Here is a 21,507-nt window from a genome sequence, read left to right as displayed (position 1 = left end):
AGTAGTCTCCTTTGAAAGAGTGGTTACGGCTCATGATTTGATTAGTAACCGCTTTAATGTATTAACTTGCGAATAGAATAGCACTTGTGTGTGGTAGAAACAAGTGTATTTTAGATTGCACTGTAAAAAAATAAAGTATGTTAAAAATGAAAATGATTTTCATATTGACTTTAAAAAAGAACCTGTTATAATATGAAAATGATTTTCAAATTGGAGGCGCAAGCAATGAGCGAAAAAGCACAATATCGTACCAGGCAGATTACAGAGCTGGAGAATTATCTGTGCTCTATGAAAGGTAAACATGTTACGGTCAGTGATATATGTAAATACTTTAAAAGTCAGGGAAGTTCCATTGGAATTACAACGGTTTACCGCCAGCTTGACCGGATGGTGGAACAGGGCCTGGTTGCCAAATATGTGGTGGACGGAACCAGCAGCGCGTGCTTCGAATATCTGGGACATGATGAGCATTGTCATAAGCATTTATGCTTTCATTGCAAATGTGAAAAGTGCGGAAAGGTGATTCATCTGGAATGTGAAGAGATGACACATCTGGGAGAGCATATGCTGGCAGACCATGGATTCCAGTGGGATTTTACCAGGACGGTGTTTTATGGAATCTGTGAGGAGTGTAGAGAAAAATAATGAGGTTGATTATGCACAAATTAACAAATAAATTCAGAAAGTTACTTTTGTCAGCTGTCACAATAGGCACTGTAGGTCTTCTTGCAGGATGCGGTGTAAGTGCGTCTGGGGTGGAAGCTGACAATTCTGGTGTGACGGAAAGCCAGAGTGAGGCTAATGGAAGCGGACAAAATTATGCCGGTTCAGATAGTCAGAAGCTCCAGATTGTAGCCACCATTTTTCCGGAATATGACTGGGTAAAAGAAATCCTGGGTGAACAGGCTGACAATGTGGAGCTTACCTTGCTTCTTGGCAATGGAACTGACATGCACAGCTTTCAGCCTACCATGGAGGATATTTTGAAAGTATCTACCTGTGACATATTCATTTATGTAGGAGGCGAATCTGATGCCTGGGTAGCTGATGCGCTGAAAGGCGCCGGAAACCCGAACCGAAAGGTCGTCAATCTGATGGAGGTGCTGGGAGATCAGGTGAAAGAGGAAGAAATTGTGGAGGGGATGCAGGACGAAGATGGACACGCCCACGAAGACGGACACACCCATGATGATGATCTGGAATATGACGAGCATGTCTGGCTGTCTTTGAAAAATGCGTCTCTTTTCTGTGACACCATTGCCAGTATCCTTGCCGACGCTGATCCAGAGCATTCAAAGCTTTACCAGCAGAATGCAGATACTTATGAGGAGAGGTTGGCGGTCCTCGATCAGGAATATAAGACAACTGTAGAACAGTCTCAGTTTAAAACAGTCCTTTTTGCAGATCGTTTTCCATTCCGCTATCTGACAGATGATTATGAGCTTACCTATTATGCTGCCTTTACAGGATGTTCTGCGGAAACAGATGCAAGCTTTGAAACCATTACATTTCTTGCCGGAAAATTAGATGAGTTGAAGCTTCCGGTGGTATTCACTATAGAAAACTCAGACCAGAAGATTGCGAAAGCAGTGATTGAAAATACGAAAACCAAAGATCAGAAGATTTTGTCTTTAAATTCCATGCAGTCTGTTACAAAGAAGGAAGTAGAAGAGGGAACTACATATCTCTCTATCATGGAAAATAATCTTGAGATTCTGAAGGAGGCATTATGAAACTGATCACATGTGAAAATCTGACTCTTGGCTATGAGGGAAAAGCTATTTTGTCAGGACTGAACTTTACCGTAAATTCCGGAGATTATCTTTGTATTGTAGGAGAAAACGGATCAGGGAAATCTACGTTAATGAAAACTCTTCTTCATCTGCAGTCGCCTATGGCAGGAACCATTACCATGGGGGATGGACTGAAAATCAATGAGATTGGATATCTTCCTCAGCAGACAGCTCTTCAGAGAGACTTTCCGGCATCTGTAGAAGAGATTGTTATGTCCGGCTTTCTGGGCAGAATGGGACTTCGCCCGTTTTATACCAAGGCCGAGAAGAAGGAAGCCAGAGAACTCATGGAAAAAACAAGAATTACCGATCTGGCTGATCGTTGTTACAGAGAGCTTTCCGGTGGACAGCAGCAGAGAGTGCTTCTTACCAGAGCCTTATGTGCTACGAGAAAAATTCTTCTTCTGGATGAGCCGGTTTCCGGCCTGGATCCGGTGGCAACTGCGGATATGTATCAGATTATCAGTGAATTAAATAAAGAAGATCATGTAACAATTATTATGATTTCACATGACATTGGGGAAGTGGCAAATTACGCCAGTCATGTGCTTCATATCGGACACAGACTTTTCTTTGGAACAAAAGAGGAATATATGAATAGTAAGATTGGGAAACATCTTGTGACTGCAGGAGAGGAGGCAAAAGCATGAGCGGAATTATTGAAAAGCTGACATTTTATTTTCAGTATCCATTTGTGTGGTATGCGCTGATCGTTGGAATTCTCATTGCGTTGTGCTCTTCCCTGTTAGGCGTTACTTTAGTGCTTAAGCGATTTTCTTTTATCGGTGACGGACTTTCTCATGTGGCATTTGGTGCTATGGCCATTGCTTCAGTACTGAATTTCAGTAACAACATGCTGTTTGTAATGCCTGTGACAGTAATCTGTGCTGTGCTGCTTCTTCGAACCGGTCAGAGCACAAAGATAAAGGGAGATGCAGCAATTGCAATGATTTCAGTGGGAGCGCTGGCTGTGGGATATCTTTTGATGAATGTATTTTCCACGGGTGCCAATATTTCCGGAGATGTGTGCAGCAGTCTGTTTGGCTCCACTTCTATTCTTACATTGACGAGAACGGAGGTATGGCTTTGCGTAGTTGTTTCTGCCATTGTGGTGATTTTGTTTGTGGTTTTTTATCACAAGATATTTGCAGTAACCTTTGATGAAAATTTTGCCAAAGCGACAGGAACAAAAACAGATGTGTATAATTTGCTGATTGCGGTGATTACGGCGGTAATTATTGTACTTGCCATGAATCTGGTAGGCTCTCTTTTAATTTCTGCGCTGATTATTTTCCCAGCATTGTCAGCTATGCGGCTCTATAAGCGCTTTCGGGCTGTGATTATTTGTTCAGCAATTTTGTCCGTGCTGTGTGCGTTTTTTGGAATCATTATTTCTATACTGGGAGGAACCCCAGTTGGCTCTACTATTGTGGCAGTAGACATAGCCGCATTTTTTGTAACAAGCATTATAGGAAAAATATTGGAAAGATAAAATGATATCAGGGGCAAAAGATCAAAAAGCCGTTCGTGCTTGCACGATAAGGCGTTTGAACTTGGGACCCGCCGAACATGAGGAAGTAGCGATTTACGCAGTAAATCAGCGGATTCCGAATGTTTGAGAATTGCGGGAGCAGCTTTGCTGCGGAGCAATTCGTAGATATCAAGTTAGGGGCAAAAGACCTTTTGACCCTAACTTCATAAAATAGCAGTAACAAAAAGGACAGACAAAACAGTGTTTAAAAATACTGAGTTGTCTGTCCTTTTTAGCAATTAATGCAGGTGTAATCTGGCTGCTACTGGAAAAATTTTACCGCCAGGATAACTACGCCAAGAACGGTAAGCACAACGCCAAGTGCACGGTTCAGTGTTTTGGCAGATGCTTTGTTCGCAAATACAGCAGCAAGGCGGGCAAATACCAAAGTGCTTACAGCACAGAGAACCAGAACGGTAATGTCTGGCATACCGCCCAGATAAAAGTGACTGGCAGCACCTGTAAATGCGGTGAAGGTCATGATAAAGACACTTGTTCCGACTGCGGTTTTCAGTTCGTAACCAAGTACGGAGGTAAGGATAAGAAGCATCATCATTCCACCGCCGGCACCTATGAAACCACAAATCAGACCAATTACAGTGCCGCAGAGGATGGACTGGATAATGCGGGTTTTTTTGTCAACAGCCATCATTTTTTCCTTGGTGGTCATAACTGGTTTCACAATAAACTTAATACCGAGAAGCATAGTCATAAAAGTGGAAAAGCTTCCCATAGTATTTCCTGAGATAAATTTGGAAAGAAAGCTGGCAATAAAGGTAAAAATCATGACAGTGAACATCATTACCAGACCGTTTTTGATATCCAGGTTTTTGTTCTTTCCATATTCATAGGAAGAAACTGCACTGGCCAGTACATCACTGGCAAGCGCAATTCCGATTGCCTGATAAGGGTCCATTCCGAGAAACGTGATCAGCATAGGGCTGATTACCGCAGCTGCACTCATTCCGGCGAAGCCTGTGCCAAGTCCTGCACCAAGTCCGGCAAGAATACAGACAATGACAGTTGTAATCATAATAATTCTCCTTTCTTATTGTGGGTAATTGCAAGAATATTTTCTTTGAATTTCTGTATGATTTGTGTATAAGCTGCAAGCTCTTCTTCTGAGATACCATGAGTCAGGCGCTTTCCAAATTCCTGCTGAACAGCCCGACCTTCCTGAATGATGGGAGCACTTTTTTCTGTGATGAGCAGACGCCAGATTCGTCGGTCTATGTCATCTGGCTGTCGTAGCAGATAGCCGTTTGATACCAGAAAATCAACTGCTACAGACGCAATTCCGGTGCGAATTCCGCGAATTTCGCAGATATCTCTGGCTGTGTTGTATTTTGGGTTATTTGCCAGAAACATAAGTACATCAAAGCTGGTCTGATTCAGCTGGAATTTTTTGCATACAGGCTGACAAAAGGCTTCGTATGCCTTCATGGTTTTGGTACTAATGAAGATAAGGTCGATTGGATTCATGATGTAGTGTCACCTTCTTTGCGATTATTCTAAAATTAAACATTCTAATATTAGAATAAATTTTGCAATATGTCAATATGTGATAGTAAAAAAAGGAAAGTCTCTACATAAGGATATACAAGTTCACAAATTCTTCACAAAAAATTAGCACTCACCTCTTGATAATGGAAGTCGATTTTTGTCCTGTCTTGTGTATCCCGAAAGTGGCTGTTTTACAGGCTTTCCGGGGCATCAGTCATTTTGTCTGGTCCAGGAAGATGACGGATATTATTTCAGTGCAGATTCCTTTATAGAAGAAATGAGAGCTATTCAGTTTACTGGAAGCTGTCAGAGTGCCTATCATTATGTGGCTTCCTGTTCAGTGAAGTGGGTAAATGATAAGTTACTGACATTTTTCAAAGACGCTGGTCTTGATGGAAAAGCAGGCTGGCAGTTGTTCAAAGAGAAAGAGTATCTTGGCAAACTGGATAATCAGAAAGAAGTTGAGAAATTACTGGAACAGTATATTCTTCGGTTTGAGCGAGATCCAAAAGAAGAACCGGAACTGAGCTGTTTTCACTTATTTGATGCAAAAGAGAATGTGAAAGGTGTCCGGGATATGGAGATTGTAGATTATCTGGTGGAGAATGTTCAGTTTTTTGTGGTGGGAATCACACCGTATTATTATGAGCATGGTGTTTTCTTGGAAGACCATGATGGGGTAAAATGGATATTATGATCCGGTTACGGGTGAAATGCTGGAACACAATCCAGATTATCTGACAATCAATCAGATACCATTTCCCTATTATCCGGAGGACAGGGAGCAGGTATTGCAGGGTGGAGAAAATATCAAAAAGTATCTTGCATCGTCTCTTCCTAACAAAGAAGAACAGCAGACATTCTGGGAGTATTTTGGATACTGCATGACACAGGATACGCAGTTTCAGAAATTCCTTACACTGAAAGGAAATGGTGGAACCGGAGAGTCTGTGGCAGTATCGCTGATCCAGCATGTAGTTGGAATCACCAATATGTCCAGCATTTCTTTACAGGATTTAAATAAACGATTCTATGCGACTGGAATGTATGGAGTATTTCTGGGGAATGGGATACATTATGGTAGTTCTGTTTGCAATTCTACAGAATGGTGCTTTTCAACATGATTTCATAGATTTTTTCATGACTCCATTCATGTGGTATGTTCGATTTTGTAAATGGCTGGTATATCCAACTTATGATAATGGATTTAACCAGAAAATAGCATATACAGGTGGAGAAGTATGGGTTATCAGGATTCTGGCAATCGTAGCTGTGCTTTTCATAGTGGGAATCTTAATAGTAATACCGTCAATGTCAAAAACAATATGCTTATACTTCATGCTGCCACCTTTCCCTGTCTGTATCAAAATAACGTAGTACCCTGCATGGATTCCCTACTGCAACACAATTAGGAGGGACAGGGCGGGTAACCACGCTTCCAGCCCCTATCACGCTGTTTTCTCCTATAGTGACTCCGGGAAGAAGAATACAGCCGCCGCCAATCCAGACATTGTTTTCTATCTCTATCGGACGTGCATAGGTTCTGAAAAATGTTGTCTTGCGTTCCCTCCAATCCGGCACAAGCCTTTCCTGTGGCAATACAGGGTGCGAAGATGTATACATCTGCACATTTGACGCAATCAATACCCTGTCACCAATTCGGATAGTTTTGTTATCCACAAAGGTACAATTCATATTGATTATCACATCATTTCCCAAAAATATATTTTTCCCATAGTCGCAATGAAAAGGCGTGTCGATTGCCACATTTTCTCCCATTCCACCCAACAGCTCCCGAAGAATGGAAGTGCGTTTTTCCATATCTCCATAATCAGAAAAATAATATTCCCGTGTCAATTCCCTTGTGCGGGCAATCTGCTTTAATGTATCGCTGTCCGCAGTTTCCAAAAAATCACTGGATTCGTAATACATAATATCCCTCCTTAACGAAAACTATTTTCCACAATGCCCGGAAGCAGAGAATAGATAGAACAGCCAATCTGATTTTCAAACTGTTCTTTAATCTCTAAAATCTTTTTCCACCTGTCTATTGTCGCCGTGTGAACGCCGTACCGTATTGTCACGTCTACAAATCGCTTTTCCAAAAGACAGAACCCCGTCGGCATAGCCAATGCGTCACATAACTGTACAAGACGGTCATAATCATCATATACCGCATTTGCAACAAATTCTTTCATAAACAGGTAATCCTCATCACTGACGTCAAACTCACCGATAGATGTGGCAATATCCTGTATCATAAATGCGTGGGATATACATATCTGTGCAGCTTTTTCCCATCCGCGCTCCATACAGTACCGATAGCCGTCTATCAGATGCCTTTCCGAACTCACTCCGGCATAGCGTCCAATATCATGCAACAGCCCGAAAATATATGCCTGTTCAGAAGATAAATCTTTACAATGTGATGCGATGTTTTTACATGCTTCGGCTACAAACCGGGAATGGTCTGCCCATGCTCCCGGATTGGATTCTGACGCTTCCCTTAATGCCAGTTCCGCGGTCTGAATGTTCAGTTTTACCACCTTGCGTTCACCTCCTGTAAATTGTTGATTTTCTTTACAAGTATCATTATAATGCAAAAGACATAGGAAAAATATTTCTTTTCCGCCATTACCTATCACTATTCTGACATTTTTTCCTATATTCTATAGGTGAACAATGTGCATATTCCCGAAAAACCTTTCCAAAATAACTGCTGCTCCCTAAACCACACTCATGACTGATAACAGTAACAGCTTCCTGCCCCTTTGCCAACATCTGACAGGCAACTTGTAAACGGTAAGCTGTTATATACTCTACGGGTGTCATGTGCAGACAGTCATGGAACACTCTATAACATTCCCTTTCGCTTAAATATGCTGCCGCAGCAAGTTCCGGAATAGATATTTTTTCTCTGTAATGTTCATGAATGTATATCATCATCAGCTTTATTTTATCGTTGCTTTTGTTATGTTCATTTTTCTTTTCACGCATAGAACGAGAAAGTTCAAAAAGCATGAGCCATATTTCCGTTAGAGCTTCCCGTAGTTTTATTTCATATCCAAATTCATCACCGGATAAACAAAATGAGGCAGCAAGCAGTTTCAAAATCCTTTCTTCTTCTGCATTGCCCGGAAAAAGCGGGATTACCTCAATCTGCGGGGCTGTTATGACAGGCGAAATATATTTTTGATCAATCCTGCTTCCCTGTTCTCCAGCAAGTAAGGATACGTCGAAAATATGAAGTAACTGTATATTCTTTTCTTTCTGCGATATTGCTTTTGTCATATGGAGTACATTGGGATTTATCATGCCGCCGCTTCCAGCCGGAAACAATATTTTTCCTCCTGGCGTATCATATTCAATGCTGCCGCTTTCCATATAAAAAAGTTCCACTGTCCTGTGCCAGTGCCACGGTACATAACACCCTATATATTTGTCAAGTTCTGCCCTCGAAGCGATATAGGGAAAATCTTTTTCAAAACCGGGAAGCAATTCTTCCTTGCTTCCGGTATAAAATTCAATGCTATGGATATTTTTCATGTCTGATCACCTGTACGTCTGGGATTTTGTATCTGCTTTATGGGTTAAATATACGGGAATAGCTCGGTAATTGTCAATCAATCAAAACAGATGCATTCGGAAGATTATAAAAAATAGTAGCGTCACAAAAAGGCACAAAGCCAGGTCACAAAAGCCTCACAAAATAATTAGCACTCAGGTGATGCTTTTACAGGATACAATTGGAGAACACCTTCTGGAAGTAGATAAGGCAGCCAGAGAACGGGAAGAAGTGATTTTGAAGCAGTGGGCAGAATGAGAAAAATAGGGTAAAATGGGAAGATTTTGGGAACTCATAAGAAATGATTGTGCGGTAAAGTAACTTGAAATGCCAGTTTGGCACTTCAAATGGCAGTGGAACAGAAAATGGTTATGGCGGCAGACGTACGCTACCGTATGTATTTACAGAGCAATATGGAACACACCAGTGTGTGCTTTCGGTAAGGGAATCCTTGTTGAAAGAACTGGGAACAGTGGCTATTATGATTTAGCCACAGTTTACCAGCCCGTGCACGTCAACTATTGAAAGCACCGTATACCGATTAGTTATCCAACAACCATTTCCAAATAGGAATTACCTCAATATTGATTCCATCGCAATCAATAACCGCCTCTTCGCTATTAGTAATGAGAATACATTTGGCGTTGGGGATAAAATTATTTAGCATCACAAAGGCTCTGGTTTCACGTTTTCTTGTATCTATGTTATCCAGAACCTGCATACTGACCTGGATAGCAAGATTGTCTAATGGTACATAAAAGTCAATTTCTACATTATTCTCAAAGAAATAGACATTTTCGGTACCATAACGTCGCATCAGCTCGATTGCAACAAGATTTTCCAGCTGAGCAGATTTGCAGTCTAGCAGTCTAGCAGCATAAGTCCTAGAAGTCCGGTATCCATAAAGTAATACTTAGGAGAAGTTTCTTTTTCTACAAGTTTGGCGGCATAGTTTTGCAGAGTAAAGAGCAGGTAGGAGTCTGTCATATAGCTGACATAGTTTATTACGGTTTGTTTACCGATAGACATTCCACTACTTTTTAATATATTAGTCAGTCGGTTATACGATAAAGGTTTTGTGACAGATTCTGCAATTTTCTTTAGGATTAGCCTTATTGCAAAATTATTGGTGATTTTATTTCTGGTTATAATATCACCGAGATATACAGTTTGATAGATACTGCTTAAAAAAGCTCGTTTATTTCTTATCTCAACTAATTCTGGAAATGCTCCATAGGTTACATATTTGTTATATTGATTTTGGACATCTGCTCTGTCTTTGGTGCTAATAACATCCAGGTAATTCTTTGTCATATTATTTGCAATAAGATATTCAGAGAAAGAATATGGATAAATATTCATAATAACAAAACGCCCACCTAAAGTGGAAGCTATTTCGCTGCTTAGCATTTTACTATTACTGCCGGTAATATTGATTCGATACTTCATATCTGCAATTCTGCGAACGAAATTCTCCCACCCGTTAATATTTTGAATCTCGTCTAAAAATAAATATGGCTTGATATCAGTTTAGGATATTTCTAATCCAATTTCTAAAATGAGATTTAAATCTTCAGCAGTCATTTCCAAAAGACGCTCATCTTCAAAATTTACATAAATAATTTGGGACAAGGGAATTCCATCGGCTTCTAATTGTTTTATTTGTTGATACATCATATATGACTTTCCGGTTCTTCTGATACCAACAAAGCAATAGTTGACATTGGCTTCTAGAAAATATTGTCTTGTGCGCAAGACAATATTATGAATAAGTTGTCTTGTTCAATGAGGATAGAGATATAGATAGTATATGCGTATTGATGGGTATTATAACAGGGAGCCGATTGGCTTGTCAGATAATCCGGAAGAAGCTACATTTTCTTTTGCCCATGCAACCATACCTTTGGATGCGTCTACATGCGTTACGCTTGCTCCGGCAGCAGCTGCTGCAAGTGTTGTACATCCGGTATAGGCAAAAAGGTTCAATGCCTTGATTGGTCTTCCGGCATTTATAATCTTTTCAGAGAACCAGTCCCAGTTTGTTGCCTGTTCCGGAAGGCTGAACAATATCTGTGAACATTCACAATCACAAATCACAAACAATCACAAATTCACAAAGAGTTCACAAAATAATTAGCACTCACCTCTTGATAATGGAAGTCGATTTTTGTCCTGCTTTGTGTGTCTTGGAAGTGCCTGTTTTACAGGCTTTCCGAGGCATCAGTCATTTTGTCTGGTATTGTAAAGCAGTGTCAGATTTGTCGTAAATGTCGTAAATTTGTGGTCAAAAAATGATGAGAAATGGAGAGTGCTAATAAAATGAAATTAACGTACACGAATGTAAATGGATATCTGATCTCGAACCTTACTTATAAGTCAGGTGAACAGATGGTCTGGGTAAGAGCTGCTAATCAACACAAAGCGATTGCAGAAGAGATTATTCTCAAGGAATTGATTTATGTTTAAATGAAGGCGATGAGGTCGTGGATTGCGACATCATTATTATATGTGAACATGAAATAGCAGTAGGCAGAATGAAAGAGTTGGGGTAAAATAAGAACATAGATTTTGGAGATTTAAAGAAATCGTTTTGGGGTGTCAATCTGGAACTTCAAAATGGAAAAGTTGCGACAGTGTCGCAACAATTATCGAAAAGGAGGTTGCTTTGATGGAAAAAAACATTCTGAAAAAGAAAAAACAAGTTTGGATTCACCGAGTCCAAAATTAAATAAAAGTATGATTGCTTATCATGAAACAGGAGATTTATTTGCTGATACATGCGAAATCGTGGAGAGTGCACAAAGTATTGCGTACACGGCTGTCGATACAATTCTGGTTCAAAGGAACTGGTTGTTGGGAAAACGAATTGCTATAGAGTGTCTGAATGAAAATGGAAAAGCGGACTATGGCAAAAAAACTATGAAAAAGCTATCAGCAGAATTAAAAGAAAAATATGGTAAAGGTTTTGATTTTAGTAGTCTGTATAAATATGTGAAATTTCATCAGGAATTTCCTCAAATTTTGGACTCACTGCGTCCAAAGTCTGGGCGTCCCTTGTCATGGACACATTATAGAATTTTGCTTCAGGAAACATCAGCAGAGGCACGGGCATGGTATGCAAAAGAAGCACAGGAGCAAACATGGTCAGTTCGGACTTTGCAACGGAATATTTCTTCACAGTATTATTACCGAATGCTCATGTCTCAAAATGTAGAACCTGTTGAAAAAGAAATGAAAGAACTGACAGCTTCTTATCAGGCTGATAAGCTGGAATTTATCAAAAATCCAGTAATAGCAGAATTTCTTGGATTATCTTCTAATACAGACTTTACAGAAAGCGAATTGGAGCAGAGAATTATCACGCATATTCAAAAATTTCTCATGGAGTTGGGGAAAGGATATGCGTTTGTAGCGAGACAACAGCATATTCGAACTGAAAAAGAAGATTATTACATTGATCTTGTTTTTTACAATTACATTTTGAAGTGTTTTGTATTGATTGATTTAAAAACGTCGGAAATTACACATACCTATTGCTCCATCATTATACAGCTTAAGCAACAAGATGGATAATTCCTTACTGGCTGTAAGGGTTATTAACCATAAATATATTGTAGCAGAAAGGAGCTTCTTGTATAATTTAAATATAAGGAATTCCGAGAAAGAAGGTTGAGAAAAAAATACCTCAGAGTAAAATAAGATTACTGACTTTGCACGGTTAGTAAAAAATCTTATTAAACAGTGAGGTACTTGAAATGAATTATAACACACAGAACGCAAAAATTGCATCTATTACGGAAAAAACTTTAATCATTGGTATTGATGTGGGAAGTGAAACCCATTATGCAAGGGCTTTTAGCTGGCGCAATTATGAGTACTCAAAGAAGCCGTTTGCTTTCAGTAACGATGAAGCTGGATTTGCAGCATTCAAAGAATGGATGGACGATATAGCAGAGAAACACGGAATGGAAGTTATTATTCCAGAAATGGAGCCAACAGGTCACTATTGGCTGAACCTTGGAGCGTACCTGCAGGAACAGGGAATGAAGCCGGTACATGTGAATCCGCATCATGTCAAGAAATCCAAAGAGCTGGATGACAATAATCCAAGTAAAAATGACCGTAAAGATCCAAAAACAATTGCAGGTCTGGTAAATGAAGGAAGATTCTCATATCCATATATTCCAACCGGGATCTATGCAGAGATCAGAAATCTGTCTAACCTTCGAATTCAGACACAGGAAGAGATCACAAGGATCAAAAACAGGATGGCCCGCTGGTTCAGCATTTATTTTCCGGAGATCAAAGACGTTTACAGGAATCCGGATGCAGTAAGCGGACTGATGGTAATCAAACAGGCACCGATGCCCTGTGATATCAGGGAACTTGGAGTGGAAGGTGTAAACAAGATATGGAGAGATGCAAGGCTGAAAGGCGCTGGGATTAAGAGGGCAACGACCCTGGTAACAGCAGCGGAGCACAGCATCGGAAATACGGAAGCACCAAGAAGTGCCAGAAAAGAGATCCGAAACCTGCTGGAAGATTACGAAGGATATAAGAAACGGATGGATGAACTTATGGAAGAGATAGAGAAAACGCTTTCTGAGATTCCCTATATAGATAAGCTGATGAAGATCAATGGGATAAGGATAAAGACGGTGAGCTGCTTTATTGCAGAAGTAGGAGACATTGGACGTTTTGATAATCCAAAGCAGGTGCAGAAGCTTGCCGGTTATGCGATTGTTGCGGACAGCTCCGGGAAACACAACGGAGAAAGCCGGATCAGTCACAGAGGAAGAAAGCGTTTGAGATATGCATTGTATGAATCTGCGATATCCGTGATCGGAAAAAACAAGGAGTTCAAAGAGATCCATAGTTATTACCGGACAAGGGAGAAAAATCCATTGAAAAAGATGCAGTCAGTGATAGCGGTGGCATGTAAGCTGATCCGGATATTTTATACGATACTAACCAAAGGTGTAGATTATGATGGTCAGAAGATGCTGAATGACATCGTAAGACCAGAAATACAGCCAGCAGCATAAAGAGAAAGAAACAGTGTATCATGGCCGGTCTGAGTCCTTCAGAGAGGGAACTGGAAGGCTGAGACCAGCCATGATAGCTGGAATTAAGAAGTAAATGGAATGTAACAGGAAAGCGTCCATCGGAAGGTGCTGTTACAGGAAAGAAGTCAGTAATACAACAAACAAAGAATGAGCCAGTAGTCGGCAGGAATATATTCCAGAGGGCATGACCCTGTAAAGGAGCTGAGCTGACACCCTGGTTATGGACAGGCGGGACGAGAGGTACGCCCAGAAGGGCATACAGATTAATGAGTGGAAATCTCATCCAGTAAGGTGTAGCCGCACCACTGGTAGCGAGTTTTGGGGATACAGAGGTAACGATGTATTCTAAGTGTAAACAGTTAGGAAATAGGGCTGAAAGTGATTGAGCTCCGAAATCTACGTAACCCGTAGGTCGACGTTTTCTTTCGGACGGAAGACAATACGTATGTTTCTGTTTGGGTTAGGAAGCATATGCTACGGCGGAGTCTGAGAGCCAGCCATGTTTTACAATGTCTGTATGTTACCTGGGGAGAACCTATACTTTCCTGTGTTAACAGGTATGACGTACGAATGAGAAAAGGAAATCAAATGGAGTATAGGTAGTCGGATGGCCGAATAGTACTAATGAAGGTGGATAATGCCACTGGAGGGAAGTCGAGAACGGATAACATATATCCAGCCACACGACATCATATCAAAAGGGAAACATTATCTACACTCAGAGGTAGGACAAATAATGACAACAAAACTTGAGAGAATCTCAGAATTATCAAAACAACATCCAGAAATGAAATTTAATTCTATTGGGCATTTGATTAACATTGAGATGCTTAAAGAATGCCACTACAAAATGGATGGCAGAAAAGCGGTCGGGATTGATGGCATTTCAAAAGAAGAATATAACTCAAATCTTGATAACAATCTAAAACAGCTAGTGGAGAAGCTTAAGAATAAAAGCTATCGGCCTAGACCAGCACGTAAAGTGGAAATGCCAAAAGAGAATGGTAAGACCAGACCTCTTAGTATCTATTCATATGAAGATAAACTGGTTCAGGAAGCACTTAGGAAAGTTTTGGAATCGGTCTTTGAACCCCACTTCTACAGTAATATGTGCGGCTTCAGACCAAACCGCAACTGCCATGGAGCTATAAGAATGCTAAATGACATGATTGAAGGACATAAGACGAATTATATACTGGATGCCGATATAAAAGGCTTCTTTGATAATTTGAATCATGACTGGATAATGAAATTTATTTCATCAAGAATTACAGACAGCAGTGTGCTCCGACTGGTAGAAAAGATGCTCAAAGCAGGTATTCTTAAGAATGGAGAATTTTATGTTGACGAATTCGGTGCCGGACAGGGAAGCGTATGTTCACCAATAATTGCGAACATATATATGCATTATGTTCTTATATGGTGGTTTAATGAGAAAATAAGACCACCGCTAAAAGGATATGCAGACATAGTTATCTATGCGGATGATTTTGTGTGCTGCTTTCAATATAAGAATGACGCAGAACTCTTTTATGAACATCTTAAGAGAAGGATGAATCACTTCGGGCTGTCCTTAGAGGAATCAAAGACTCGATTAATTTATTTTGGTCGATTCACTGCTGATAACCTTAAAAGACAGGGGAACAAACCAGAAACATTTGACTTCCTAGGCTTCACTCATTATTGTTCCAAAAGCCGAAACGGTAATTTCAGAGTAAAACATAAAACTGCCAATAAGAAATATCGGAAGAAATGTAAACAGATGAATATCACTATACGCGACATGAGATTTGAAAAGAAGAAATATATTCTTGCAAAAGTAAATCAGATTTTAATCGGGTATTACCATTATTATGGAATAAGTGATAACTATCAAATGATGGATAACTTCCGTAAGAGAGTTATTCAGATTCTTTATTTTTGGATGAATAGGCGTAGTCAGAGGAAAAGTTATACATGGGATGGATTCAATCAATTTTTGAAGGAGCATCCTATAGTAAGACCACGTATTTATGTGAGCCTATATGGATAATCTGAGGCATAAGTGTCGTGAAGAGCCGTATGCCTGAATTGGGCACGTACGGATCTGTGGGGGATATACTTAGTAATAGGTGTTTCTACCCGACAAGTTAGGACTCGGCATAGACTGATGATCCTGGTAGACATGGGAGGTTCGCTGCCGTAGATGGATGGGTACACACAAGGCCATGTAAAACGAAATAAGAAGACGTTTTACTTCGTGCACCCAAAATCCACTATTTTCGTACCAGATACAGAGAAATGTCCATTCCTATGGCTCCTTCTTCTGAGATATTTATTGATGAAACACTAAAAAATCTTTGATTTTCAAGGAAAAAAGACTTGACTATATAGGGAGGAATGACCGTCTATGGCAGAAAACATTGAAAACAATGGCTGTTCGCAAAGAGATAATGCGGAACATGAAGGGTATGTGAAAGCGTCTAGGTCATTCAATCGGATATGGAAAGAAAGAGACAGTGCACAGCCGAGACTTTTGGAAGCGATACTGTATAAAGACAACTTTAACAGAGCATATAAGAGAGTTAAGGCAAACAAGGGAGCGCCGGGAATTGATGGCATGACCATTGAGAAGGCTCTTCCATATCTAAAGGAACATCAACAAGAGTTAACCGACCGCATTTATCGTGGAAAGTATACTCCGTCTCCAGTAAGACGAGTTGAGATTCCAAAACCAGATGGTGGTGTGCGAAAGCTTGGCATACCAACAGTGATAGACCGTACACTTCAACAGGCAATAACCCAACAGTTAGTGCCAATCTATGAACCGCTGTTTGCAGATGGTAGCTATGGCTATCGTCCGAACAGAAGTGCAAAAGATGCAATACTTAAGGTTAAGGAGTATGCCGAACAAGGCTATACATTTGCTGTAGTCCTTGACTTGTCAAAGTACTTCGATACTCTTAATCATGAAATTCTCATAAATCTTCTCCGGAAGAATGTAAAAGATGAACGTGTGGTACAGTTGATAAAGCGCTATCTGAAAAGCGGTGTAATGGAAAACGGAGAAATCCGTATACGGCCTACGATTCCGGATGAATGGTCCTGCTACAGACTGGAAAAAATAAAATGCCAGGAAAAAGAACTGAGCATTATCTATGATAAAACCGGAGAAAAATATCACCGGGAAAAAGGATTCCAGGTATGGTGCAATGGAGAATGTATCCATAAATCTTTGTATCCGGAAGAAATAAAAGTTGCAAGATGATAAAACGGCTACAATGCCCATTGATATGTTATCACATATTTACTGGGTTTGTAGCCGTTTCTTTTGGGGTGAAATCATGTTGTCTTTTGCACTCTGCTGAACTGTCTCAAATGCATTAATTAAGAGGATTGCTATAATTATATTTATGCATCCGCACATAATAGCTGATGCATAAAATCATAGTGGCTCCGCTCCATGCTGCGATCTCTGCAAAGAAAATACCGTCCTGTCCGATGAAATGGGGAAGGATCAGTGCAGCACTGATACGCATGACAAATTCAGCCATACCACTTACCATAGGCATTAAGGTATCTCCCAGCCCCTGAAGTGCAGATCTGTACACGTACAGGAAGTACAAAACCCAGAGCATGGCAGCCATAATAGAGAGGTATTTAAAAGCAATTGCCAGTACCTGCTGTGTCTGCTGTGGTTCACCTGAAATGAAAAGTGAGAGAATATTTTTTCCAAATAAAAACATGGCAGCAGAAATGATCAGTGAGGTAAGCAGGGAAAGCAGCATACTGCTGCGGACACCTTTCCTGATCCTGTCAATCTTTCCGGCTCCCAGATTCTGTCCCACATAAGTAACGATGGCATATCCATAGGAAATAGCTGCCATTTCCAGCAGACCATAAAGCTTATTTGTAGCTGTAAATCCTGCCACAAAAAGGAAACCGTAGCCATTGATCACATACTGGACTACCAGACCGCCCACACCGATGATGATATTCTGGAATACAACAGGAATGCCAAGCTTCATCAGGCGGGCATTCATGCCGGAGGCAGGCATAAAATCTGTTTTGGTCAGATGAACGATATCAATTCTGCGTAAAATCAGGAAACAGTAAACAGCAGAGAAGCTCTGTGCGATTACAGTTGCGATTGCTGCTCCTGCAACACCCCATCCGAAGCCTGCCACAAAAAGGATGTCCAGTGAAACATTCAGCACAGATGCGATGATCATTGCAGTCAGTGGTGTTTTGCTGTTTCCCATAGCCCTTAGGGCAGAGGCAAACATATTATAGGCGGCTGTGGCCGGGATTCCACAGAAAATGATGCGCAGATATAACAGAGACATTCCGATAATATTGGAAGGTGTATGCAGTCCTGTTAATATCAGTGAAGCAAAGGACTGGCTGAGAATGAATACTCCCACTGCGATGAATGCGGTCAGCCGATAACTGTGTGCCAGAGATTTACGCAGATTTTCGAAATTCTTTGCCCCATAATACTGGGAAAGCTGAATGGAAAATCCCTGGGTGAGTCCGGTGGATATTCCTGTGACAACCCACATCAGAAAGTCAACAGCGCCCAGTGCTGCAAGAGCCTCTACACCTGCAATCTGGCCAACGACCATGGTATCCACCATTGTATAAAGCTGCTGACAGATATTCCCCAACATCAGGGGAATTGCAAAAAGAATGATCAACCGTCCCGGCGAACCGGAGGTCATATCCTGAATCCTGGTTTTCATTGGTATAAAAGTTCCTTTCCGGAGCATATTTGAAAAGGATTGAGAATGATTTTTCAAATATGCTCTGATATTTACATTGATAATTTTATATCATTAACGTGAAAAATGAAATATAATATTTCATCCGGATGATATAAATTTATCTGTTATTGTAGATATATTAACTGAATCAGTTAAGTCCCCTGCTTCAATTGCAAAAAGCAATAAATTATGGATGGAGACTTTATATTTGCAGCAATATATTCTGTAGAGACAATGGCTATTTACAAATATGACCACCACTTTACAACTTTTTCATAAAAAAATATCGTACAGGGCTTTCTGATGTATAATGAGTTTGCTCCAAAACATTACAAAGGAAAGTGACCCTGTACGACAAAGACATTATACAACGAAAAGACTCTGACTGGTAGACTTCACAAATATTTTTTGATTTATTTTGAAACTTTTTTTGCTCCAACAGCAGATACTTTGTTTTTACTCGTTTTATCAATACTAACATTGGAATCTGTACATTCCATTCGATTTTTATATCAGCACTTTTTGTCTGGGATTACCACAAAATCCCTCAATACCTTTTACCACGCATGTTCCTATGCATAAGTTGATTATTCCCACTTTATGAATATCACAGCTAAAGTTGCTTTGAGAATGATACCGGATTCACTGGCAACACAGCCGATATTTCTTTGTGTGGATGATACCATGGTAGCAAAGGCAGGAACTCGGTTTGAGAATGTTTCAAAACTCTTTGACCATGCCGCACATAATGGTTCCAATTATCTGAATGGACACTGCTTTGTAAGTATTATGCTTTGCACACCTGTATGGAAGAATGACAGGGTATCTTATCTTTCACTTCCTCTTGGATATCGCATGTGGCAGAAAAAAGAATCAAAGCTGGAACTTGCTGCATCCATGATCCGTCAGGTCATGCCTGAATTTCAGGAGAAAAAGCAGGTTATTATCCTCTGTGACAGCTGGTACACAAAGCGAAATCTGGTTTCAATCGTTGATGAATACCTGAATCTGGATCTTATCGGCAATGCCAGGATTGATTCTGTCATGTATGCTTCTGCACATACCGGCCGCAGAGGACGTCCCGCCAAACATGGGAAGAGACTTTCTGTTGAAACAGATTTTGCTTTTTCCAATGAAAAGATCGGAGATTACTATATCGGAGCACACCGTGTGATCACCAACCTTTTTGGATGTCGGGAAATTCAGGCTTATGTGACCGCTACTGAAAAAGAACACGGTACAAAACGCCTGTTTTTCAGCACCATTTTCCCGGAAGACTTGCAGATTTTCTGTGCCTGGCAGGAAAAAGAACCATTAAACCAGACAGGAAGTGACAGGATGAAATATATTCCGCTGTTTTTGTACTCGTTCCGGTGGAACATAATACCGATATCGGCATTAGGAATATTGAAACAAGCTACTATGAACAGAAAACGTTCTGGTCTTTTTGTAACTATATGGTGCGAAGCTGCAAAGGGATTGAAATGCTTGTCAATCTGATTAACATCAGTTACTGTGCCATGAAGATTCTGCCCTATCAGAACGAACATTTTTCTGAGTATCGTACAAAAAGCGTACAGGAGTTTCGTTTTGAATTAAGTCAGGGCATTCGCAGTCAGATATTTTTTGCCACTTTCGTGAAAAATATCGAAACACATATAAAATCAAATGCTATGACAAAGGCCTTAAAACAGCTGATTCATCAACAAGTCTATGTGGATATGAAGAACCGGGAGATTCATGTAGGTGGACAGCTTGTGTATTATGAAGGCGGTGAAGGATATTGTTTCCATAATTCAGAAACCAAAACGGATGCAGATATCAGAGATATTCCTATGACGCAGATGGTATATGATGCGTTCCGTAAGCAGAGAGAACTGAATCTGATGCTTGGTTTGCAGAGTAATGTGGAGATTGGAGGACGCAGTGGATTCATCTTCAATACAAAGAATGGACATCCGTTTAGCGCCGACCGTAGCGAAGACCATTCAGATGCACAGATCACCATGAATGTCTACAATCATATTGCAGAAAAGTCTCATGTGGAGAATGAAATGTCTAAAATGCACCTGCCGGAAACCGTACCTGCTGTGGTATAAACCATAAGTCGTTGTCGTAAAATGTGGTAAGAAAATCAGACGAATATATTTTTCCAAAGATTTGTCGTAAAAATGTGGTTAAATCAAGAAAATCGAGTGCGAAAGAAAGTGAAAATCCCTGTGAAGCTGTGAGATACGCCATGCACAGCTCGGGAAAGAATTCCCTCGCTGTAGGGCTGTCGCCCTATAAAATAGCAAAAATAAACGCCTTCGCAAGTAAACTTGCGGGGCGTTATTTTCACCATTTTGCATGGCTTGTAGCGTTCACAAAATCTTCACAAAATAATTAGCACTCACCTCTTGACAGTGCTAATAACAAGTGCTATATTACAACTAGAACAAAGGAAGAGGATAAAAAGAGAGAAAAGAAATGAAAGCTCTATGAATTCTCCACCACCTGAGTTCCAGGAAACAAGGTAAATAGCATATATAAAAAGGAGAGATGACTTATGTTAATGCCTAGTATTTTTGGAGAAAACTTATTTGATGATTTATTTAATGATTTTCCATTCTATTATGATGATAAAGCAGTTAAAGACACAGAGAAGAAGCTCTATGGCAAGAGAGCCAGTCATGTGATGAAGACTGATATTAAGGAAATGGACAATGGCTATGAGCTGGTTGTAGATCTTCCTGGATTTACCAAGGATGAGATTAAAGCTTCTCTGGAGAATGGTTATCTGACCATCAGCGCAGAGAAAGGCCTTGATAAAGATGAGAAAGAAAAAGAATCCGGACGTTATATCCGCAGGGAGCGTTACGCAGGTGCCTGCAGCCGAAGCTTTTATGTAGGCGAGGATATTCAGCAGGAGGATGTTAAGGCCGAATTTAAGCATGGTATTCTGAAACTGTTCGTTCCGAAGAAAGAAGCGAAACCAGCAGTGGAAGAGAAGAAACATATTGCCATTGAAGGCTAATGATTTTTCCTTTCGTCGGGAAGTCTGACCCGGGAGAAAAGGTGAAATAAGTGAATAGCTTGGAAGGTGCCGCGGGATCGTTGAAAAATGATTCCACGGCATCTTTTTTTGCGGGAAAAGTTTGGGAAACGACAGTTTGTCATCTTGACAATACATGCTGATTTAGCTATAACCTGACTTTTGCAGGTAAAGTAGGTTAAAAATGGCCGCAATCCAAGTGTTTATGCTGGATTGCGGCTTCTCTGTTTTGTCATTTTTTCATGGTGTTTTTTCTACTTTTTTGTCTTTGCC

The 21,507-nt window shown here is 40.3% G+C and carries 22 protein-coding genes and 3 pseudogenes; 15 read left to right on the top strand and 10 right to left on the bottom strand.

All coding sequences use genetic code 11. The annotated features are described in order from the left end of the window. The first annotated feature begins 225 nt into the window (after nt 1-225). The 4 genes from H8S54_RS03515 to H8S54_RS03500 are packed head-to-tail and all read left to right on the top strand — an operon-like array spanning nt 226 to nt 3,285. A complete protein-coding gene (locus H8S54_RS03515; protein ID WP_186900939.1) occupies nt 226-645 on the top strand; it encodes a Fur family transcriptional regulator in 420 nt (139 codons plus the stop codon). Between the two features lie 11 nt (nt 646-656). Then, the gene (locus H8S54_RS03510) at nt 657-1,733 is read left to right on the top strand and encodes a metal ABC transporter substrate-binding protein (RefSeq protein ID WP_021925373.1); all 1,077 of its coding nucleotides are present in this window, start codon (nt 657-659) and stop codon (nt 1,731-1,733) included. After that, entirely contained in the window at nt 1,730-2,443 is a 714-nt protein-coding gene (locus H8S54_RS03505; protein ID WP_186900938.1) for a metal ABC transporter ATP-binding protein, read from the top strand. The genes H8S54_RS03510 and H8S54_RS03505 overlap by 4 nt, the downstream gene beginning before the upstream one ends. Next, complete coding sequence (locus H8S54_RS03500) at nt 2,440-3,285, top strand: metal ABC transporter permease (protein ID WP_186900937.1); 846 nt, start codon at nt 2,440-2,442, stop codon at nt 3,283-3,285. Before H8S54_RS03505 ends, H8S54_RS03500 begins: the two co-directional genes overlap by 4 nt. 301 nt (nt 3,286-3,586) lie before the next feature. Here H8S54_RS03500 and H8S54_RS03495 read toward each other — a convergent pair whose 3' ends face one another. Continuing rightward, the gene (locus H8S54_RS03495) at nt 3,587-4,357 is read right to left on the bottom strand and encodes a sulfite exporter TauE/SafE family protein (RefSeq protein ID WP_117849526.1); all 771 of its coding nucleotides are present in this window, start codon (nt 4,355-4,357) and stop codon (nt 3,587-3,589) included. Continuing rightward, complete coding sequence (locus H8S54_RS03490; RefSeq protein WP_186900936.1) at nt 4,354-4,806, bottom strand: MarR family winged helix-turn-helix transcriptional regulator; 453 nt, start codon at nt 4,804-4,806, stop codon at nt 4,354-4,356. Before H8S54_RS03490 ends, H8S54_RS03495 begins: the two co-directional genes overlap by 4 nt. A gap of 178 nt (nt 4,807-4,984) precedes the next feature. On the opposite strand from H8S54_RS03490, the gene H8S54_RS18065 reads away from it, so the two are divergent. Both H8S54_RS18065 and H8S54_RS18060 read left to right on the top strand, forming a co-directional pair. Beyond that, complete coding sequence (locus H8S54_RS18065) at nt 4,985-5,524, top strand: hypothetical protein (RefSeq protein ID WP_243176620.1); 540 nt, start codon at nt 4,985-4,987, stop codon at nt 5,522-5,524. Between the two features lie 16 nt (nt 5,525-5,540). Then, a complete protein-coding gene (locus H8S54_RS18060; RefSeq protein WP_243000112.1) occupies nt 5,541-5,951 on the top strand; it encodes a hypothetical protein in 411 nt (136 codons plus the stop codon). 69 nt (nt 5,952-6,020) lie between these two features. On the opposite strand, the gene H8S54_RS03480 is transcribed toward H8S54_RS18060, so the two are convergent. The 4 genes from H8S54_RS03480 to H8S54_RS03465 all read right to left on the bottom strand — a co-directional run bounded on the left by H8S54_RS03480 (nt 6,021) and on the right by H8S54_RS03465 (nt 8,373). Then, nucleotides 6,021-6,167: a hypothetical protein gene (locus tag H8S54_RS03480; RefSeq protein WP_173767099.1), complete on the bottom strand. Its 147-nt coding sequence runs from the start codon at nt 6,165-6,167 to the stop codon at nt 6,021-6,023. Further along, nucleotides 6,157-6,759, bottom strand: coding sequence for a sugar O-acetyltransferase (locus tag H8S54_RS03475; protein ID WP_186900935.1), 603 nt, complete (start codon nt 6,757-6,759; stop codon nt 6,157-6,159). The genes H8S54_RS03480 and H8S54_RS03475 overlap by 11 nt, the downstream gene beginning before the upstream one ends. 11 nt (nt 6,760-6,770) lie before the next feature. Continuing rightward, nucleotides 6,771-7,373, bottom strand: coding sequence for an HDOD domain-containing protein (locus tag H8S54_RS03470; protein WP_117849523.1), 603 nt, complete (start codon nt 7,371-7,373; stop codon nt 6,771-6,773). 88 nt (nt 7,374-7,461) lie between these two features. Beyond that, nucleotides 7,462-8,373, bottom strand: coding sequence for an AraC family transcriptional regulator (locus H8S54_RS03465; protein ID WP_186900934.1), 912 nt, complete (start codon nt 8,371-8,373; stop codon nt 7,462-7,464). 172 nt (nt 8,374-8,545) lie between these two features. Between H8S54_RS03465 and H8S54_RS03460 the strand changes: the two are divergent. After that, nucleotides 8,546-8,647 (top strand): annotated as a pseudogene (locus H8S54_RS03460) (TnpV protein); the annotation flags it as partial. Nucleotides 8,648-9,253: 606 nt separating this feature from the next. Here H8S54_RS03460 and H8S54_RS19280 read toward each other — a convergent pair. From H8S54_RS19280 to H8S54_RS03450, 3 genes and pseudogenes are all read right to left on the bottom strand, one after another. Continuing rightward, the gene (locus H8S54_RS19280) at nt 9,254-9,706 is read right to left on the bottom strand and encodes a DUF4143 domain-containing protein (protein WP_408610254.1); all 453 of its coding nucleotides are present in this window, start codon (nt 9,704-9,706) and stop codon (nt 9,254-9,256) included. Between the two features lie 72 nt (nt 9,707-9,778). Next, nucleotides 9,779-10,066, bottom strand: a pseudogene (locus H8S54_RS19275) (ATP-binding protein); the annotation flags it as partial. A 168-nt stretch (nt 10,067-10,234) separates the two neighbouring features. After that, nucleotides 10,235-10,447: pseudogene (locus H8S54_RS03450) on the bottom strand (SAM-dependent methyltransferase); the annotation flags it as partial. Nucleotides 10,448-10,711: 264 nt separating this feature from the next. Here H8S54_RS03450 and H8S54_RS03445 point away from each other — a divergent pair. From H8S54_RS03445 to H8S54_RS03425, 5 genes are all read left to right on the top strand, one after another. Continuing rightward, the gene (locus H8S54_RS03445) at nt 10,712-10,858 is read left to right on the top strand and encodes a hypothetical protein (protein ID WP_173767103.1); all 147 of its coding nucleotides are present in this window, start codon (nt 10,712-10,714) and stop codon (nt 10,856-10,858) included. A gap of 150 nt (nt 10,859-11,008) precedes the next feature. Beyond that, nucleotides 11,009-11,965 carry a PDDEXK nuclease domain-containing protein gene (locus H8S54_RS03440; RefSeq protein ID WP_243176618.1) on the top strand — a complete coding sequence of 319 codons (957 nt, stop codon included), beginning with the start codon at nt 11,009-11,011 and terminating at the stop codon, nt 11,963-11,965. Between the two features lie 182 nt (nt 11,966-12,147). After that, nucleotides 12,148-13,437, top strand: coding sequence for an IS110 family RNA-guided transposase (locus tag H8S54_RS03435; protein ID WP_186900933.1), 1,290 nt, complete (start codon nt 12,148-12,150; stop codon nt 13,435-13,437). A gap of 757 nt (nt 13,438-14,194) precedes the next feature. Further along, nucleotides 14,195-15,490 carry a group II intron reverse transcriptase/maturase gene (gene ltrA / locus H8S54_RS03430; RefSeq protein WP_186900932.1) on the top strand — a complete coding sequence of 432 codons (1,296 nt, stop codon included), beginning with the start codon at nt 14,195-14,197 and terminating at the stop codon, nt 15,488-15,490. 357 nt (nt 15,491-15,847) lie between these two features. Next, nucleotides 15,848-16,705 (top strand): reverse transcriptase domain-containing protein, encoded by an 858-nt coding sequence (locus H8S54_RS03425; RefSeq protein ID WP_330385722.1) that lies wholly within the window; start codon nt 15,848-15,850, stop codon nt 16,703-16,705. 115 nt (nt 16,706-16,820) lie between these two features. Here the strand turns inward: H8S54_RS03425 and H8S54_RS03420 are convergent, their stop codons facing one another. After that, nucleotides 16,821-18,179, bottom strand: coding sequence for an MATE family efflux transporter (locus H8S54_RS03420; protein WP_117849520.1), 1,359 nt, complete (start codon nt 18,177-18,179; stop codon nt 16,821-16,823). Nucleotides 18,180-18,830: 651 nt separating this feature from the next. Here H8S54_RS03420 and H8S54_RS03415 point away from each other — a divergent pair. From H8S54_RS03415 to H8S54_RS03405, 3 genes are all read left to right on the top strand, one after another. Beyond that, the gene (locus H8S54_RS03415) at nt 18,831-19,700 is read left to right on the top strand and encodes an IS701 family transposase (protein WP_243176616.1); all 870 of its coding nucleotides are present in this window, start codon (nt 18,831-18,833) and stop codon (nt 19,698-19,700) included. Continuing rightward, complete coding sequence (locus H8S54_RS18055; RefSeq protein WP_243176613.1) at nt 19,685-20,299, top strand: site-specific integrase; 615 nt, start codon at nt 19,685-19,687, stop codon at nt 20,297-20,299. The genes H8S54_RS03415 and H8S54_RS18055 overlap by 16 nt, the downstream gene beginning before the upstream one ends. A 449-nt stretch (nt 20,300-20,748) precedes the next feature. Continuing rightward, nucleotides 20,749-21,216, top strand: a complete 468-nt coding sequence (locus tag H8S54_RS03405) for an Hsp20/alpha crystallin family protein (RefSeq protein ID WP_117849513.1) — start codon at nt 20,749-20,751, stop codon at nt 21,214-21,216. The last annotated feature ends 291 nt before the right edge of the window (nt 21,217-21,507 follow it).

It is taken from the genome of Blautia segnis, from assembly GCF_014287535.1.
Classification (GTDB): domain Bacteria; phylum Bacillota; class Clostridia; order Lachnospirales; family Lachnospiraceae; genus Blautia_A; species Blautia_A acetigignens.
This window is presented reverse-complemented; position numbering and strand designations above follow the sequence as displayed.

What these genes read in the sequence shown, in the direction of transcription:
- H8S54_RS03475 (WP_186900935.1), bottom strand. Translation starts at nt 6,759, where the DNA reads ATGTATTACGAATCCAGTGATTTTTTGGAAACTGCGGACAGCGATACA.
- H8S54_RS03445 (WP_173767103.1), top strand. Translation starts at nt 10,712, where the DNA reads ATGAAATTAACGTACACGAATGTAAATGGATATCTGATCTCGAACCTT.
- H8S54_RS03480 (WP_173767099.1), bottom strand. Translation starts at nt 6,167, where the DNA reads ATGAAGTATAAGCATATTGTTTTTGACATTGACGGTATTACTATTAAG.
- H8S54_RS03515 (WP_186900939.1), top strand. Translation starts at nt 226, where the DNA reads ATGAGCGAAAAAGCACAATATCGTACCAGGCAGATTACAGAGCTGGAG.
- H8S54_RS03500 (WP_186900937.1), top strand. Translation starts at nt 2,440, where the DNA reads ATGAGCGGAATTATTGAAAAGCTGACATTTTATTTTCAGTATCCATTT.
- H8S54_RS03490 (WP_186900936.1), bottom strand. Translation starts at nt 4,806, where the DNA reads ATGAATCCAATCGACCTTATCTTCATTAGTACCAAAACCATGAAGGCA.
- H8S54_RS03465 (WP_186900934.1), bottom strand. Translation starts at nt 8,373, where the DNA reads ATGAAAAATATCCATAGCATTGAATTTTATACCGGAAGCAAGGAAGAA.
- H8S54_RS03435 (WP_186900933.1), top strand. Translation starts at nt 12,148, where the DNA reads ATGAATTATAACACACAGAACGCAAAAATTGCATCTATTACGGAAAAA.
- H8S54_RS03405 (WP_117849513.1), top strand. Translation starts at nt 20,749, where the DNA reads ATGTTAATGCCTAGTATTTTTGGAGAAAACTTATTTGATGATTTATTT.
- H8S54_RS03495 (WP_117849526.1), bottom strand. Translation starts at nt 4,357, where the DNA reads ATGATTACAACTGTCATTGTCTGTATTCTTGCCGGACTTGGTGCAGGA.
- ltrA (WP_186900932.1), top strand. Translation starts at nt 14,195, where the DNA reads ATGACAACAAAACTTGAGAGAATCTCAGAATTATCAAAACAACATCCA.
- H8S54_RS03440 (WP_243176618.1), top strand. Translation starts at nt 11,009, where the DNA reads ATGGAAAAGTTGCGACAGTGTCGCAACAATTATCGAAAAGGAGGTTGC.
- H8S54_RS19280 (WP_408610254.1), bottom strand. Translation starts at nt 9,706, where the DNA reads ATGACAAAGAATTACCTGGATGTTATTAGCACCAAAGACAGAGCAGAT.
- H8S54_RS03420 (WP_117849520.1), bottom strand. Translation starts at nt 18,179, where the DNA reads ATGAAAACCAGGATTCAGGATATGACCTCCGGTTCGCCGGGACGGTTG.
- H8S54_RS03505 (WP_186900938.1), top strand. Translation starts at nt 1,730, where the DNA reads ATGAAACTGATCACATGTGAAAATCTGACTCTTGGCTATGAGGGAAAA.
- H8S54_RS03415 (WP_243176616.1), top strand. Translation starts at nt 18,831, where the DNA reads ATGATACCGGATTCACTGGCAACACAGCCGATATTTCTTTGTGTGGAT.
- H8S54_RS03425 (WP_330385722.1), top strand. Translation starts at nt 15,848, where the DNA reads ATGGCAGAAAACATTGAAAACAATGGCTGTTCGCAAAGAGATAATGCG.
- H8S54_RS03510 (WP_021925373.1), top strand. Translation starts at nt 657, where the DNA reads ATGCACAAATTAACAAATAAATTCAGAAAGTTACTTTTGTCAGCTGTC.
- H8S54_RS18055 (WP_243176613.1), top strand. Translation starts at nt 19,685, where the DNA reads ATGCTTGTCAATCTGATTAACATCAGTTACTGTGCCATGAAGATTCTG.
- H8S54_RS18060 (WP_243000112.1), top strand. Translation starts at nt 5,541, where the DNA reads ATGCTGGAACACAATCCAGATTATCTGACAATCAATCAGATACCATTT.